The following is a 14569-nucleotide window of genomic DNA, read 5'->3' as shown; positions in this document are numbered from 1 at the left end:
GCTATTAACGTGCTTCACCGTAATCGATAGTTGTATCATTATCTCGATTCAGTAATTGATTGATGATCTCTTGCTGTGCCACTAATAACTGACCATTAGATTCGTTGGCCGATTGGCTATCTTTGACCAATAACAGTAGATTTTCCCACAATTGCGAAACCTCAGCAGCCGATGACGCAGGTAACTTACGGATCAAGATTGCCATACCGCTGGCGGTACCTGAAAAACCTAAGGCTTCTAACATTTTGCGACGTTCGCTGGCTTTGCGCATCAAGTTATCGCACAGCTCTGCCTGATGTTGGTTATGGTAGGTTAGACCGTTATTATCTCGGCGTTGCATCAATTCCCGTTGCCGTTTCAATAAACTCTTTAGCTGTTTATAACCTTCGATATCTTGACGAATGCCACGTACAATACGTTGAACTAGCTCACGCTTGTTAGTGGTTACTACGGAATCAACCATGTTGTTGCACCATAGTTTCAGCCAGCTGTTGCAGATTTAGCTCAAAACTACCATCCACTAATGACTGACGGATCTGCTCCACTTTATTCAGATCAAAGTCAGGCAACTGCTCTAAGCTGTATTTAGTATGCTCCAATAATTTGCAATCTTCGCTGACTTCTTGCTGCGCCTTAATCGGCACTGCCACTGGCTTTTCTGGCATTGGGGCCGCACTTTGCGTCTTGCTTTTGCTCATGCCCATTTCAGCATTTAGCATGCTGCTTACTTTGCTAATGTCCATAATTACTGCCTTAAATACGCCTACTATAAGAAGTAAAGCGACCCTTTGACACCAATCTGAAATGACAAAGCGATTTATTTAACCAATAAAGTAACCGCTACGGCTTCCTTTTAAAATAGGGTGGCAACCCGCCCTTTTGCTATCGGATAGGCGGAGATGATTTTACCCGAGCTCAAATTCTTAACCCGGATCGCTTTGCCCTCTCCGCCGCCTTCCAGCGCTTCACCTGGCATGTTGGCATAAAATCCATTACTGCGGGCCTCAATAATTACTCGGTCACCAATATTAACCCACTGAGGTGCACTTAATTGCAGCGCTTTAATCGGTTTATAACGGCGTAATTTTCGCACCACTTGTCGGCCAACAATCTGCTCAATATCGGTCACTAAATCTCTGTCTGCAGCGCCCAGTTTTACCAATTTCCAGTCAATATCCGCCATAGTGATCTGCTCACCACGCTTGAGCACACGATTGGCCACCGGCAGCTTGGCTTTGACATCGACCGATGCCCGTACATATAAGCTCCAGCCCATTGGCTCACAACTCACCTTGCGCTGCACATTACCTAAAGGAACACTCTTGGCGGGCTCAATCATCAATGCCGACGAGCACTTTACCAGTCTTTTAGCCCCCGACGGCACTTTGATATCGAGTCTCGATTTGAGTTTAGTCAGCCCGGCTTGCTGCTGCCAATCAACCAATTCTATTGATAATAATTGTTTAAATTCATCTTCAATTTGTAGCGCTGCATCAGTTGCATCTTGGGCCACACTCAGCTGCGGAAATAAACAGGCAGTACCGAGGAGGAAGTAGGAAATACAGGTTCCGATCTTTCGCCACACACAAGAATAAGCCACTGAAATTCCTCGGTTATAACTATTGGCACATTAATTGGATATACCAACAACAATTAAACTGGACATACCATACTAGGAGTCGTAATGGCTATCAACCTTGATGCCGCATTAGGTATTCACCCGCACACTTTAGACTTTAGAGTTGAGCGCAGCAAGATGCTGGCAGGTAACTTAGCCAATGCCGAAACTCCCGGTTACAAGGCGCGTGATCTCGACTTTAAAACAGTGATGCTACAGATCAATGCAGGTATGTCTCCAGACCGAAACTACCAAGAAAGCTTTCGAGTTCCTTATCAAACCTCAAGCGACCAAAACACCGTCGAATTAGGGCAAGAGCAAGCTCGATATTCGCAAAACGCCATGGATTATCAAACCAGTCTGACCTTCCTCAATATGAAGATCTCAGGTTTACGCACTGCTATCGAAGGTCAATAAGCCACTATGTCATTTTCAGAAATTTACCAGATTGCCGGTGCCGGCATGAATGCTCAAACCATTCGCCTCAATACGGTTGCCAGCAACTTAGCCAATGCGGGCGCTGCGGCAGAAAGCCCTGAAGAGGCTTTTCGTGCATTGAAACCTGTTTTTTCAACCATCTATAAACAGACTCAAGAGGGTCAGGTCGCAGGTGCTCATGTGGAAGTTTCCGCCATTGTGGAATCAGCTGCACCGCTGGATCTACGCTACGAACCGGACCACCCCTTTGCCGATGAGCAAGGTTATGTAGCCTACTCCAACGTCAATACCGTTGAAGAGATGGCCGATATGATGGCAGCTAGCCGTTCATTTGAAACCAACGTTGAAATCATGAACCGCGCTCGCTCTATGCAGCAAGGTTTACTGCAATTAGGAGCGAAATGATGAACGTCACCAACAACTCTAATACCACTGCGAATGTGCCAGACACCATTAGCTCGCCGGGTAATGATTCGGCCGCCATCAAGAACGAATTTATGACCTTGATGATTGCCCAAATTAAAAACCAAGACCCCACAAACCCCATCGATGGTACTGAATACGTGACGCAGCTAGCGCAGTTTTCTCAAGTGGAAAGCTTAGAGCAGATGCGCGCAAACCAGTCGACCTCAATGACGATAATGGAAAACCTTGGCATTGTGCAATCGGCACAGCTAGTCGGTAAAGATGCCATGGTGCCAGCCTCAGAATTCAACATCGACAACACGCCGTTAGAGGGCAAGGTGTATCTGCAAAATGCCGTTGAAGCCTTGAGTATTGATATCGTCGATAGCAGCGGTGAAGTGGTACAAACATTAGAGCTAGGCTCTCAAGAAGCTGGAGATAGCGGCTTTACGATCAACCCTGAAGCACTCGGTCTACCGCCGGGTGATTACAGCATTGTCGCCAACACCACCAGCGGTGATGTTAAGAAAACGGCCGACACATTTATCCAAGCTGAAATCGAAAAAATACACTTTATCAGCGCCTCTGGAATGATGATGGCTGAATTAGGTAATGGTCTTGGCACTATCTCTGTGCTGGAAATCTCTGAAGTTTCATAACTAGTTAGCAAAGGATTAATCGATGTCTTTCAATATTGCGTTAAGTGGCTTACAAGCAACCACACAAGATCTAAATACCATCAGTAATAACATTGCTAACTCTTCAACCGTCGGCTTTCGCAGCGGTCGTAGCGAGTTTTCAGCCATCTATAACGGCGGTCAAGCTGGCGGTGTCAATGTGATGTCCACCAGCCAAAACTTCACCAACGGTGGCAGCCTAACCTACACAGGTCGCCAGCTCGATATGGGGATACAGGGCGATGGTTTCTTCGTCCTCAGTGGCCAAGATGGCAACACCATGTACGCCAGAGCTGGCATGTTTAATCAAGATGCCAACGGTTTTGTCACCGATCCTGCCGGTAATCGCCTACAAGGTTACTCTGTTGGCGCAACCGGTAACCTGCAAACAGGTAACGTTGCTGACCTGCAAGTTCAGGCTGGCGCCCTACCCGCCAAAGCCACGACTACCTTGGGCTTAGTCTCTAACCTCGACGCTAGAGTAAATGTCATTGATCCTGTCGCCACTCCATTTGATCCTGACAATGCAGCCACTTACCACTCATCAAGTACAGTGACTGCATATGATTCACTCGGTAAGGAGCACGCCCTCACCCAGTACTATGTTAAGACAGCCGATAACACATGGTCTGTGCATTACATGATGGGCAATACCGACGTTACACCTGCCGGCGGCCATCAATTAGACTTTGACTCTGACGGTATTCTTACTGGCGGTAACACATTAACCTTGGCAATCAGCGACCCTAACATTGTGGCTGGTGCATCGAACATGAACCTGGCGCTAAGTTATGACAAGAGCACCCAATATGCCTCTGACTATAACAACTCCAGCTTGAGCCAGAATGGTTACACCTCGGGTGAACTCAATGGTATCCGTTTAGATGAGAGCGGAATGCTGTTCGGCACTTACACCAACGGCCAGGAGCAACTACAAGGCCAGGTGGTACTGGCTGACTTTAATAACCCTAACGGCTTAACTCCGGTGAGTAATAACGCATGGACAGCAACCAATGCCGCGGGTCAGCCAATTATTGGTACACCGACTACGGGTACCTTGGGGTCTGTTGCCTCTGGATACCTTGAAGGCTCCAATGTCGACACCACCGCCGAGATGGTGAACTTGATGACAGCCCAGCGTAACTATCAGTCAAACGCCAAGGTGTTAGATGCCAACTCAACAATGCAACAAGCATTGCTCAACGCGATTTAGGCCTAACTCATGGACAGAATGATCTACACGGCCGCCAGAGGCGCTGCCCGAGTGATGGAAGCACAAGCTATCCGCGCGAATAACCTAGCCAATGCTGACACCACAGGTTTTAAAGCTGATTTAGAGCGCGTTAATGCGATGACAGTTGCGCCAACGGGCAACAGTTTACAAACCCGCGTGTTGGCGCAAACCCAAAGCAGCGGCTTTAGTCAGCAAAGTGGCGCATTGAACCCGACTGGCAGAACTTTAGATCTTGCCATCAATAGCGAAGGTTTGTTCTCAGTGATGACCGCTGAAGGTGAGGGTTATACCCGTTCGGGAGCCATCCAACCAGACGCTAACGGCCAGCTAGCGCTAGACGGTCGCCCTGTCGCCGGAGTAGATGGTCCCATTGTGTTACCTGAATACCGCGAGCTATTTGTCGGTGATGATGGCCGCTTGAGCATCATCGCTGATGAAGGCGGCATTATTGAAGAGATAGGCCAACTCAAGCTGGTTAATCCAGATATCAACGCCATGACCAAAGGCCTTGATGGTTTGCTGTACCCAGCGGATCGCCAACCCTTAGCCGCCAGCGAGCAGGTGAGGCTAAGCAGTGGTTTTCTTGAAGCTAGCAACGTGCAAGCTGTGGGCGAGCTTATTGCCTCTATGGACTTGAGTCGTCAGTTTGAAGTGCAAGTCAAACTGATGAAAAGCGCTGAAAAACTGGCAGAAGCGGGCAACCGTCTACTGCGTGATGCCTAGATTCGAATTGAAAGGATAATACAATGCAATCAGCTTTATGGGTCAGCAAAACCGGCTTAACCGCTCAAGATACTAAAATGACCACCATTGCCAATAACTTGGCAAACGTAAACACCACCGGCTTTAAACGTGATCGTGTCGCCTTTAATGATCTGTTCTATCAAGTGCAGCGCCAACCGGGCGGCCAGGTCGATGAGCAAAACGAACTGCCATCAGGTTTACAACTCGGTACTGGTACACGGGTTGCGGGTACTCAGAAGGTATTCACTACCGGTGACATGCTTAACACCGGGCAGCAACTCGATCTCGCGATTGAGGGTCAAGGTTTCTTCCAAATTGAAGAAGCCAATGGTGACATTAGTTACTCCCGAGACGGTCAATTCTACCGTGACAGCGAAGGCTTGATGGTGACGTCTCAAGGTTTGCCAATGGTGCCTAACATTGAGATCCCTGAAGACGCACTCACCGTGACCATCGCAAGCGATGGTACCGTCTCAGCACAAATGGCTGGTCAGCCTGATGCGCAAGAGCTGGGGCAGATAACGCTGGTTAACTTTACCAACCCAGCAGGACTGGAAGCCCGCGGTAATAACCTCTATCGCGAAACAGGTGCCTCAGGCGCTGCAATAGAGGGCATTGCTGGTGACCAAGCCTTGGGCCAATTACGCCAAGGTGCACTAGAGGGCGCTAACGTCAATGTGGTTGAGGAGATGGTCGAGATGATTTCGACTCAGCGAGCTTATGAGATGAATGCCAAAGTCGTATCGGCCTCAGACGACATGCTCAAGTTCCTCAACCAAGCGCTGTAATTACACTTAATCATTGACCCAGTAATAGAACTCGAAAAGGGAGCCGCAATGCAATCAACATGGATGGGCTTAAGTTTAGCGCTGATACTGCTACTGTCTGGCTGTATGGCCCACATTCCAGAGCCTGACACCGCGCCGGGCAAACCTGAGTGGGCGCCGCCGGAAATTGATTACAGCCTTCCTGATGCAGAAAACGGCAGTGCCTATCGCCCTGGTTTTATGCTGACGCTATTTAAAGATAAACGCGCTTTTCGAGAGGGCGATATTCTTACCGTCGCGCTCGATGAGAAAACCTATTCCAGTAAACGGGCTGACACCAAAACCAATAAGGTCAGCGGCATGTCCATTGATGGTCAAGGCTCTACCGACAATACCAGTGTCAGCGGCAGCGGCGAAGCCAATATGGGCCGCTCATTCAACGGTACAGGCTCAAGCACACAACAAAATCAACTGTCAGGATCCATCACAGTGACCGTCGCCAAGGTGTTGCCAAATGGCGCCCTGTTGATCCGCGGCGAAAAATGGTTACGTCTCAACCAAGGCGATGAGTACTTACGTTTGCTTGGACTTATTCGTACCGACGACATCGGTAACGACAATACTATCTCGTCGCAACGTATCGCCGACGCTCGCATTATCTATGGCGGCCAAGGTGCCATATCTGACAGCAACCGTATGGGCTGGGCCTCGCGTTACTTTAATAGCCCTTGGTTCCCGTTATGAGTATTGATTTTAAAGCTGCAGTTCAAGATGTGCTAAATGGAAAAAGTAACTTATTCAGTGAAATTAGGCTTTTATCACAACCTAATTTTATAAGCGGGTTATTTAAACATAAGCCTCCCGCCTGCGAAGGTGTCACCTTGGTCGTAACGCTAGAATCGGAACCAAAATCGAGCCAACAAGACGATATCATCTTGGGCCATCAACACATCCGGTTATCAGCTCCAATGACGGTAACGGTGAAAAAGAAACTACCAACAGGCACCCTATTTATTAGTGGTAAAAAATGGTTAAGCAACAGTGAAAAAAGCGAATACTTATACCTGCTAGGGATAATACAACCCACTGATATAGGCGATAACAATAATATCTCCTCACAGTGCATTCACGATGTAAGGGTTCTATACATTGGCGAGGACTCTATATCAGAGTCTAGCCGCCTTGCTTGGACTTCACGCTACTTTAACAGTCACTGGTCTCCCTTATGAACACTCAACATTTATGGTGTATTAGATGAATAGAATCGCTCTCTTTTTGGTCGGCGCCCTACTCGGTTCAATGCCACTTTTTAACCTGCAAGCTGCAGTTCAAAATCGCTATTTAATGGACATTGTTGATGTGCAAGGGATCCGTGACAACCAGTTAGTCGGTTACGGTTTAGTCGTGGGGCTCGATGGTACTGGCGACCGCACACAAGTGCGCTTTACCAGCCAGTCGATCGTCAACATGCTTAAGCAGTTTGGCGTGCAGATTGATGACAAGATCGCTCCCAAACTGAAAAACGTGGCCGCGGTGGCCGTACATGCCACGGTTTCCCCCCTTGCAAGTCCAGGGCAAACATTAGACATCACAGTGTCATCTCTCGGTGATGCCAAAAGCTTACGCGGCGGCACCCTGTTGATGACACCGATGCGTGGTGTTGATGGTGAGATTTACGCCGTCGCCCAAGGTAACTTGGTGGTTGGTGGGGTATCAGCCCAGGGCCGAAATGGCACCTCTGTCACCATTAATGTGCCCACCGTCGGTAATATTCCCAATGGTGCCCTGCTCGAAGCAGCAATGCACAGCAACTTTAATGAAGAGGAGCATATCGTATTAAACCTTATCGACCCCAGCTTTAAAACAGCACGCAATATTGAACGAGCCGTTAACGCGCTTTTCGGCCCAGATGTCGCCGAAGCTGATAGCAACGCTAAAGTTATCGTTCGCGCCCCAAGCTCAAACCGTGAGCGAGTCACTTTTATGTCAATGCTCGAAGAGTTGCAGATTGAACAAGGGCGTAAATCACCACGGGTGGTCTTCAACAGCCGTACCGGCACAGTGGTTATGGGCGGTGATGTAGTGGTGCGCAAGGCGGCCGTCAGTCACGGTAACTTGACCGTGACTATCGTTGAACAAGAGTTTGTCAGCCAGCCAAATGGGGCTTATTTAGGCCAAGCACAAGGCGAAACGGTCGTGGTTTCAGACAGTCAAATTGATATTGATGCTGGTGATGGTCATATGTTTGTTTGGCCAGAAGGTATCGCCCTCAATGACATCGTGCGTGCGGTTAACAGCTTAGGCGCATCACCGATGGATCTGATGGCCATTTTACAAGCTCTTAATGAAGCGGGCGCCCTTGAAGCTGAATTGGTAGTAATTTAATGGAATTGAATAATAACCACGGTTACCTGAACCAACTCAATGCTGGCGAGTTGATTAAAGCCAATGGCGAGCATGGTGCGCTAAAACTGGTTAGCCAGCAGTTTGAAGCTCTGTTTCTGCAAACCGTATTAAAGCAGATGCGCTCCGCATCAGACGTGATGGCCGATGAAGACAGTCCGCTGTCTTCGCAAAATAATGGTATGTACCGTGATTGGCATGATGCTGAGCTTGCGGGCCGCCTAAGCCAGATGCAAAGCACCGGACTCGCTGAAGTAATGAGTAAACAATTGGCCGCTGGACTTAAGTCGGAACCCGAAACGGTCGCCTCTAATGATCAACCTAATAGCGAACAGAATACTCATGCCATGCAGCCAGCCTTGATATTGCCCTTTGTGAGCAAGCTGCCAGAGTAGTCACACTGTTGATGAGCCCGTATTTAACCACAGATAAGGATTTAAGATGAGCATGCTCAATATTGGTATGTCAGGACTTAATGCCAGCATGGCAGCCCTGAATGCCACGTCCAACAATGTCGCGAATGCGATGGTGCCAGGATATTCTCGTCAGCAGGTCATGCTCAGCTCTGTGGGTAACGGCGTTTATGGTAGCGGTTCAGGCGTGATGGTCGATGGGGTTCGCCGTATTTCAGATCAATACGAAGTAGCGCAACTGTGGAACAGCACCAGCAACTTGAGTTTTGCCAAAGCACAGTCGAGCTATTTGGGCCAAGTAGAGCAGATCTTCGGCTCCGAGGGCAACAGCATTTCAGCAGGACTCGATCTGCTATTTGCCTCACTAAACTCGGCAATGGAGCAACCTAACGAGATCGCACACCGTCAAGGCGTACTCAACGAAGCCAAAGCCCTTACTCAACGTTTTAACTCCATCAGCGAAGGGCTTAACTCTCAAGTGACTCAAGTCGAAGGTCAAATAGGCGCTTCAGCCAAAGAGATTAACAGCCAGTTACAAACCATCGCGCGTTTTAATGCTGACATTCAAAAATCCAATGCCAGTTGTAATGTACCGTTAGCCCTGTTGGATGCGCGAGATGCCGCGGTAGATGACCTGTCTAAAATAGTTGATGTCAATGTGGTGGACGATGGGAACGGCATGCTCAATATCTCCTTAGCTCAAGGCCAACCACTGTTATCTGGCCCGACAGCCTCAACCATTATGGTCAAGCCAGATCCGGCCAACCCACAATTTAGCCAGATTAGTATTCAGTTCGGTCAATCCAGTTTTCCCCTTGATGAAACCGCGGGCGGCAGTTTAGGCGCGCTTATCGACTACCGTGATAATAGCTTGGTCGATTCAATGGCTTTCATCGATGAACTGGCGATCACTATGGCCGATGAGTTTAATGCACTACTGGCCGGTGGTACTGATTTACAGGGCAACACCCCAACTCAAGATCTGTTTCGCTATGATCCAACCAATCCCGCTGGCAGCCTATCTATGACCGCAGGTTTTAGCGCTGATATGCTGGCCTTTGGTAAAGATGGCACTCCTGGAGACAACAGTAATTTGAAAGATCTGCTCGGCCTTGCCGATAAGAGTTTCACCTTTGCTTCAATGGATGTCAGCACCACAATGGGTGATGCCTTTGCCAGCAAAATTGGTGAGTTGGGTTCCTCCTCTCGTCAAGCACAAATGAGCGAAGAAACAGCAGCTAAACTACAGCTAGAAGCTCAGAGTCAATGGGCCAGCACGAGTGGTGTCAATATGGATGAAGAGGGCGTTAACCTGATTATTTACCAGCAATCTTATCAAGCGAATGCCAAGGTTATTTCAACCGCCGACCAGCTATTTCAAACTATTTTAAACACTATCTAGGGGTATTCGTATGCGCGTAAGTATGCTTAATCTGTACAGCAACAATTTACAAAGCCTGCAGCAATCGACTGTCGATATCTCTAAATTGAACCAAATGATGGCCTCAGGTAAGTCGATTCTTCGCCCCTCAGATGATCCCATCGGCTCAGTCAAGGTCATTAACAGCCAACGAGATATGGCAGCTACAAATCAGTACATCAACAATACTGAATCGCTCTCAACCAGTTTTGGCCGTGCAGAAACTTATATGTCGAGCATGGTTGAATTGCAAAGCCGCATGCGCGAAATCTCTGTTGCTTCCAACAATGGCAGTTTATCGCCAGAAGACAGAGCCGCTTATGCAGCAGAGATGAGTGAATTATTAGAAGCCTTTGCCGATACGGTTAATGCCAAAGATGAAGGTGGTAACTATCTATTTTCAGGCAATTTGACCGATACAGCTCCCATAGCCAAAGATTCCAGCGGTAACTATGTCTATCAAGGTGATACTAACCACCGTGAAGTGCAAACGTCTGGCTCATCTTGGATGACCGCCAACAGCACCGCGGCTGAATTTATTTTTGCTAACGGTAGCGCAGATATTCTTAACCAAACTAAAGACTTTATTGCCGTGTTAGAAGATCCTACCTTAGCACCTGGTGACCCGCTCTTTAGCCAAACTGCCACCGACATGCTCACTAGCCTCGATGACACCTTAACCAGTATTAGCTCTGCCATCACCGATATTGGTGGCAAGCAAAATACCTTGAGCTTGATCCAAACTGCTCATGAAGAGCGGGTGTTATTTAACGAAGAGGTGATTGGCGAGACGGAGGGCCTAGATTATGCGCAAGCGACTGCTGAATTTAATCTCAAGCTCACCACCCTAAAGGTCACTCAACAGACGTTTGTGCAGGTGTCGCAACTATCGCTGTTTAATCACATATAATAGCTAACTAAGAGAAGTCGATGCTCAAAGGGATTTCAGATTCACTGCAAGTTCAGCAGCGTAGCCAAACGGTTGCGCCAACGACGAGTATGCAACAACCCGTTAAAGAGCAGACAAAAACCAACGTCGCTCGCATCCCTAGCCATAGGCTTGAAAGCTATAATAAATGGGCTAGAGTGACCCAGGGCCAGCATAAAATTAGCGCTCAACAAGTTGCAGAACAGGGATTACAACAGGTACAGGCCTTACTAAAGCAACTACAAAACCACAGCCAACAGTCGATTAAGGCTGATAGTAGTGACTCTGTTAACCAAGCACTGCAAATTCAACAAAAATTGGCGGGTCTCGATATCAGCTACCAAGGCACGCAATTAGTCGATCATCAGCTCAATCTTGTTTCAGTACAACGCCCCTTAGCTAAATACAGCTTCAGTTTAAAGTCAGTCGATTTAACGGCGATAAACAGCCGCGACGAACATGTAAATATGCATATAGGCAACGAAACCGTAAGGCTACTGTTACCGGCAAATGCGCAACCAAAGGAGCTGCTACAACGTCTCGACAGTGCCCTCAAGCCCGTTGATATTCAAGTGGGTAAATCTAAAGATGGCCGAGTTATCTTCAAAAGCAACAAGTCACAGTGGCAACAAGTTCAAGCTGGAATATTGATGACCGGGCAAGGTCAACGTTTGCCAGCAGGTGATGCACGTACCATTAAGGTAAACGAGGAGTTAAGCTGGCAAGATCCACGTGAGTGGCGCTTTAACAACCCCGAAGCGCTTAAACAAACGTTAGCTAAAATCACGAAAACTCGCCAAAGAATCGACAGCCAGCTACAAGAGCTCAATAATAGTCAGCGACATGTTCAGCAGCAGCTGCATCAGGTCAACCGCCAAAAAGAGACCACGCTGGAGCTCGACTCGACCTTGGATCAAATCAAGAATTTGATGCAACCTTCGCCCTTCAGCCTGCAGGTGACCTCACTTATGGCACAAGCTAACCTCAGCCGAACTCAAGTCTCAGCACTACTGATTTAACCCTTAATACAGGCCGTTAAAATAGGACCGCAGATATGGGGCTGGATCAGCCCCACTACACCAACCGCTGCATATCGAGCTCAAGACAATAGAGTGAGAATAGACGCTAAGTCTTCAAACTGGCCTTTATCTAAAAGCTGCAAAACGTAGTCACTATAATTGGCTTTATGCTGCCGATTGGTGTGGTACACCTGAAAACACAAAATAATATCGTGCTCAGATAGCCCCTGTTGATGAGCTGCCATTACCGCTAAATAGCAACGCAACATAAAGAAGTCCAACAACATGACACGAAAGGCCTGCGATGGTGTGAGCTTGTCGACTTGCGGAAAGTTCATATGGTAACAGTAGTAAAATAGATAACGGCTAAACAGCGCTTGATGCTCAGCGAGTGCGGGTAATGCCTCATCTTGCCAAGCCTGGTTGATTCGACCCATACTGATTTTGTTGTCGCCTTCAGCCATCGCACAAATAGCTTGGTTAATCTGCTCGAACCGACTGCGCCCTCGTCCAGTCTTATTAGTGTTTAACCATAGTTGGATCGAGGTAAAGGCTTGCATTTTTTGGGTTTCAGTATCTTTATTAAACCCCTCAAAGTGCTCCTTAAGCTGACCATTGTCACTCAGCTTAACCAACTGTTGGAACATGTCATCAATCGCGCTGCTATCAAGTTCACCATTGGCTACCCGTTCGGTGGTCTTCATTAAAATGCCTACTGCTGTAAGCCCATGCTCTATTGGCTGATCCGGTTTCAGCAACAGCTGAATAGTATAATCGTGGGCTTTTTTAGCCCATATTGGCGTCGATTTAAATGCCTTATTATGGTTAACACTCATGCGTTCAAACTGAAATGCATCTGGCTTAAGCAGAATAGTTCTCGCCGCTTCCGGGCAAGATAACGACAGGCTTTCATAGCGGTCGCCATCTTTCATGTGCGACATTCTAGGGTAGGTCTTACAGGTGTTACTCAATAACTCCTCACCCGCTTTAGCGTGAATTTGGCAAAGCTGCTTGCTGTCTAAAAATCCACAGGCACCTTTTGCATCAAGTACCACTTGAGCCCATTGTTGCTGACTCTTTTTAACTTTCTTCAAATTGGTTTGAGCCAAAGACTTAAGATCTTTATGGGCTAAAGTCTTTTTGTAACTCTGCTTATCAATATGGATATTCCAGCCATAACAACAGCTATCCTCACACTCACCGCCAATGCAGCTAAATTGCGTTACAAAGCTAGGTCTAATTAGCGCTTTTTCCATTTTAGTTCTCTTAACCGGCGTCTAGTATGACTATATAAAGCGACTAAAATGGCAAATAACTAAAGCCAGAACGGTACAAAATGATGTTTATTCCAAATAAAATAAAAATAATTAATACCACAATTACAACAACTTAAATCAATAGTATAAATTAAATTCATAGTGGATTTTCAGTTTTGATTTTGGCAGTCGTTTTATCACTAGTAAGACCCTGTGCTTAAATGACTTATTAAAGGAAAACGTTATGCTATCAGTACATACTAATTATTCTTCACTTGTTGCCCAAAACTCTGTGACAAAAAACAATGACCTACTTAGCAATGCTATGGAGCGTCTTTCTACTGGTCTACGTATCAACAGCGCTTCTGACGATGCTGCTGGTCTACAAATCGCGACTCGCTTAAATGCCAACGTAGTAGGCATGGAAACAGCTAACCGTAACGTAAACGATGCAACTTCTATGCTGCAAACTGCTGATGGCGCATTAGATGAGCTAACAACTATTGCAAACCGTCAAAAAGAACTTGCAACTCAAGCAGCTAACGGCGTGAACTCAGCTGAAGATTTAACAGCACTTAACGATGAGTTTGCAGAGCTAACCAAAGAGATCACTCGTATTGTTGATAACACTGAATACTCAGGTAACAAGTTATTCGACTCATTAACCGCAGGTGTTGAATTCCAGATCGGTGCAGGCGCTACTGAACAGCTAACTGTAACAGTAGATAAAACTAAGCTTGCTGGTGTGGCTGATGATATTTCAGCTGCAGGTGCAGCAAAAGGCGCTATCACTAAGATTGATGATTTCATTGATGCAGTAGGTAAAGAGCGTTCAACACTGGGTGCTAACATCAATCGTTTGGGTCACACAAGTTCAAACCTTGCTAACGTAACTGAGAACACTAAAGTTGCCGCTGGCCGTATCATGGATGCTGACTTTGCGGTTGAATCTGCAAACATGACCAAGAATCAGCTGTTGGTTCAAGCGGGTACTAATATTCTGTCTTCTTCAAACCAAAACACTGGTTTGGTTATGGGTCTATTGGGTTAATTTTCCTCCCTTACCCTCCCAACTTTCAAAAAAGAGCCTTTAGGCTCTTTTTTTTGAAAAATCATCACCGACTCACTTCAGCATCACCTTCCCAATGTCGCCTTAATAGAGACATAGCTACAAATCAAATTGTGAGCCAAGTGACTTGCGGAAGCCGTACTTCCTTTTCCTTGCTGCAAACGGAAAAAAACTAACG

Annotated in this window: 18 protein-coding genes; 14 read left to right on the top strand and 4 right to left on the bottom strand. The window is 47.1% G+C overall.

Going from position 1 to position 14569, the window contains the following annotated elements:
* Positions 1-4: 4 nt before the first annotated feature.
* From JK628_RS01235 to flgA, 3 genes are all read right to left on the bottom strand, one after another.
* Positions 5-463: a flagellar protein FlgN gene (locus JK628_RS01235; protein ID WP_202287479.1), complete on the bottom strand. Its 459-nt coding sequence runs from the start codon at positions 461-463 to the stop codon at positions 5-7.
* Positions 456-743, bottom strand: a complete 288-nt coding sequence (gene flgM / locus JK628_RS01230) for a flagellar biosynthesis anti-sigma factor FlgM (RefSeq protein WP_202287478.1) — start codon at positions 741-743, stop codon at positions 456-458. The genes JK628_RS01235 and flgM overlap by 8 nt, the downstream gene beginning before the upstream one ends.
* 110 nt (positions 744-853) lie before the next feature.
* Complete coding sequence (gene flgA, locus JK628_RS01225; RefSeq protein WP_202287477.1) at positions 854-1600, bottom strand: flagellar basal body P-ring formation chaperone FlgA; 747 nt, start codon at positions 1598-1600, stop codon at positions 854-856.
* Positions 1601-1684: 84 nt separating this feature from the next.
* On the opposite strand from flgA, the gene JK628_RS01220 reads away from it, so the two are divergent.
* The 13 genes from JK628_RS01220 to JK628_RS01160 are packed head-to-tail and all read left to right on the top strand — an operon-like array spanning position 1685 to position 12066.
* Positions 1685-2035, top strand: coding sequence for a flagellar basal body rod protein FlgB (locus JK628_RS01220; protein WP_202287476.1), 351 nt, complete (start codon positions 1685-1687; stop codon positions 2033-2035).
* 6 nt (positions 2036-2041) lie between these two features.
* On the top strand, positions 2042-2461 hold the full coding sequence (flgC, locus tag JK628_RS01215) for a flagellar basal body rod protein FlgC (RefSeq protein WP_202287475.1): 420 nt from the start codon (positions 2042-2044) through the stop codon (positions 2459-2461).
* On the top strand, positions 2461-3120 hold the full coding sequence (locus JK628_RS01210; RefSeq protein WP_202289665.1) for a flagellar hook assembly protein FlgD: 660 nt from the start codon (positions 2461-2463) through the stop codon (positions 3118-3120). The genes flgC and JK628_RS01210 overlap by 1 nt, the downstream gene beginning before the upstream one ends.
* Positions 3121-3142: 22 nt before the next feature.
* A complete protein-coding gene (flgE, locus tag JK628_RS01205) occupies positions 3143-4351 on the top strand; it encodes a flagellar hook protein FlgE (protein ID WP_202287474.1) in 1209 nt (402 codons plus the stop codon).
* A 9-nt stretch (positions 4352-4360) separates the two neighbouring features.
* Complete coding sequence (locus JK628_RS01200) at positions 4361-5095, top strand: flagellar basal body rod protein FlgF (protein ID WP_202287473.1); 735 nt, start codon at positions 4361-4363, stop codon at positions 5093-5095.
* 23 nt (positions 5096-5118) lie between these two features.
* A complete protein-coding gene (gene flgG, locus JK628_RS01195; protein WP_202287472.1) occupies positions 5119-5904 on the top strand; it encodes a flagellar basal-body rod protein FlgG in 786 nt (261 codons plus the stop codon).
* A 48-nt stretch (positions 5905-5952) separates the two neighbouring features.
* A complete protein-coding gene (gene flgH / locus JK628_RS01190) occupies positions 5953-6627 on the top strand; it encodes a flagellar basal body L-ring protein FlgH (RefSeq protein WP_202287471.1) in 675 nt (224 codons plus the stop codon).
* Positions 6624-7112: a flagellar basal body L-ring protein FlgH gene (locus tag JK628_RS01185; RefSeq protein WP_202287470.1), complete on the top strand. Its 489-nt coding sequence runs from the start codon at positions 6624-6626 to the stop codon at positions 7110-7112. The genes flgH and JK628_RS01185 overlap by 4 nt, the downstream gene beginning before the upstream one ends.
* A 25-nt stretch (positions 7113-7137) precedes the next feature.
* Positions 7138-8268: a flagellar basal body P-ring protein FlgI gene (locus tag JK628_RS01180; protein ID WP_202287469.1), complete on the top strand. Its 1131-nt coding sequence runs from the start codon at positions 7138-7140 to the stop codon at positions 8266-8268.
* Positions 8268-8681 (top strand): rod-binding protein, encoded by a 414-nt coding sequence (locus tag JK628_RS01175; RefSeq protein WP_202287468.1) that lies wholly within the window; start codon positions 8268-8270, stop codon positions 8679-8681. Before JK628_RS01180 ends, JK628_RS01175 begins: the two co-directional genes overlap by 1 nt.
* 46 nt (positions 8682-8727) lie before the next feature.
* A complete protein-coding gene (gene flgK, locus JK628_RS01170) occupies positions 8728-10101 on the top strand; it encodes a flagellar hook-associated protein FlgK (protein ID WP_202287467.1) in 1374 nt (457 codons plus the stop codon).
* A gap of 10 nt (positions 10102-10111) precedes the next feature.
* Positions 10112-11029, top strand: coding sequence for a flagellar hook-associated protein FlgL (flgL, locus tag JK628_RS01165; protein ID WP_202287466.1), 918 nt, complete (start codon positions 10112-10114; stop codon positions 11027-11029).
* A 20-nt stretch (positions 11030-11049) separates the two neighbouring features.
* Complete coding sequence (locus JK628_RS01160) at positions 11050-12066, top strand: hypothetical protein (protein WP_202287465.1); 1017 nt, start codon at positions 11050-11052, stop codon at positions 12064-12066.
* An 80-nt stretch (positions 12067-12146) separates the two neighbouring features.
* Here the strand turns inward: JK628_RS01160 and fliB are convergent, their stop codons facing one another.
* A complete protein-coding gene (gene fliB, locus JK628_RS01155; RefSeq protein ID WP_202287464.1) occupies positions 12147-13322 on the bottom strand; it encodes a flagellin lysine-N-methylase in 1176 nt (391 codons plus the stop codon).
* A gap of 244 nt (positions 13323-13566) precedes the next feature.
* Here fliB and JK628_RS01150 point away from each other — a divergent pair, with 244 nt between their 5' ends.
* On the top strand, positions 13567-14373 hold the full coding sequence (locus JK628_RS01150) for a flagellin N-terminal helical domain-containing protein (RefSeq protein ID WP_202287463.1): 807 nt from the start codon (positions 13567-13569) through the stop codon (positions 14371-14373).
* The last annotated feature ends 196 nt before the right edge of the window (positions 14374-14569 follow it).

Source organism: Shewanella sp. KX20019, from assembly GCF_016757755.1.
In the GTDB taxonomy this organism is placed as follows: domain Bacteria; phylum Pseudomonadota; class Gammaproteobacteria; order Enterobacterales; family Shewanellaceae; genus Shewanella.
The sequence above is the reverse complement of the archived record's forward strand: the minus strand, read 5'-3'. Positions and strand labels throughout refer to the sequence as shown.

What these genes read in the sequence shown, in the direction of transcription:
- JK628_RS01235 (WP_202287479.1), bottom strand. Translation starts at nt 463, where the DNA reads ATGGTTGATTCCGTAGTAACCACTAACAAGCGTGAGCTAGTTCAACGT.
- flgM (WP_202287478.1), bottom strand. Translation starts at nt 743, where the DNA reads ATGGACATTAGCAAAGTAAGCAGCATGCTAAATGCTGAAATGGGCATG.
- JK628_RS01220 (WP_202287476.1), top strand. Translation starts at nt 1,685, where the DNA reads ATGGCTATCAACCTTGATGCCGCATTAGGTATTCACCCGCACACTTTA.
- flgC (WP_202287475.1), top strand. Translation starts at nt 2,042, where the DNA reads ATGTCATTTTCAGAAATTTACCAGATTGCCGGTGCCGGCATGAATGCT.
- JK628_RS01210 (WP_202289665.1), top strand. Translation starts at nt 2,461, where the DNA reads ATGAACGTCACCAACAACTCTAATACCACTGCGAATGTGCCAGACACC.
- flgE (WP_202287474.1), top strand. Translation starts at nt 3,143, where the DNA reads ATGTCTTTCAATATTGCGTTAAGTGGCTTACAAGCAACCACACAAGAT.
- JK628_RS01200 (WP_202287473.1), top strand. Translation starts at nt 4,361, where the DNA reads ATGGACAGAATGATCTACACGGCCGCCAGAGGCGCTGCCCGAGTGATG.
- flgG (WP_202287472.1), top strand. Translation starts at nt 5,119, where the DNA reads ATGCAATCAGCTTTATGGGTCAGCAAAACCGGCTTAACCGCTCAAGAT.
- flgH (WP_202287471.1), top strand. Translation starts at nt 5,953, where the DNA reads ATGCAATCAACATGGATGGGCTTAAGTTTAGCGCTGATACTGCTACTG.
- JK628_RS01185 (WP_202287470.1), top strand. Translation starts at nt 6,624, where the DNA reads ATGAGTATTGATTTTAAAGCTGCAGTTCAAGATGTGCTAAATGGAAAA.
- JK628_RS01180 (WP_202287469.1), top strand. Translation starts at nt 7,138, where the DNA reads ATGAATAGAATCGCTCTCTTTTTGGTCGGCGCCCTACTCGGTTCAATG.
- JK628_RS01175 (WP_202287468.1), top strand. Translation starts at nt 8,268, where the DNA reads ATGGAATTGAATAATAACCACGGTTACCTGAACCAACTCAATGCTGGC.
- flgK (WP_202287467.1), top strand. Translation starts at nt 8,728, where the DNA reads ATGAGCATGCTCAATATTGGTATGTCAGGACTTAATGCCAGCATGGCA.
- flgL (WP_202287466.1), top strand. Translation starts at nt 10,112, where the DNA reads ATGCGCGTAAGTATGCTTAATCTGTACAGCAACAATTTACAAAGCCTG.
- JK628_RS01160 (WP_202287465.1), top strand. Translation starts at nt 11,050, where the DNA reads ATGCTCAAAGGGATTTCAGATTCACTGCAAGTTCAGCAGCGTAGCCAA.
- fliB (WP_202287464.1), bottom strand. Translation starts at nt 13,322, where the DNA reads ATGGAAAAAGCGCTAATTAGACCTAGCTTTGTAACGCAATTTAGCTGC.
- JK628_RS01150 (WP_202287463.1), top strand. Translation starts at nt 13,567, where the DNA reads ATGCTATCAGTACATACTAATTATTCTTCACTTGTTGCCCAAAACTCT.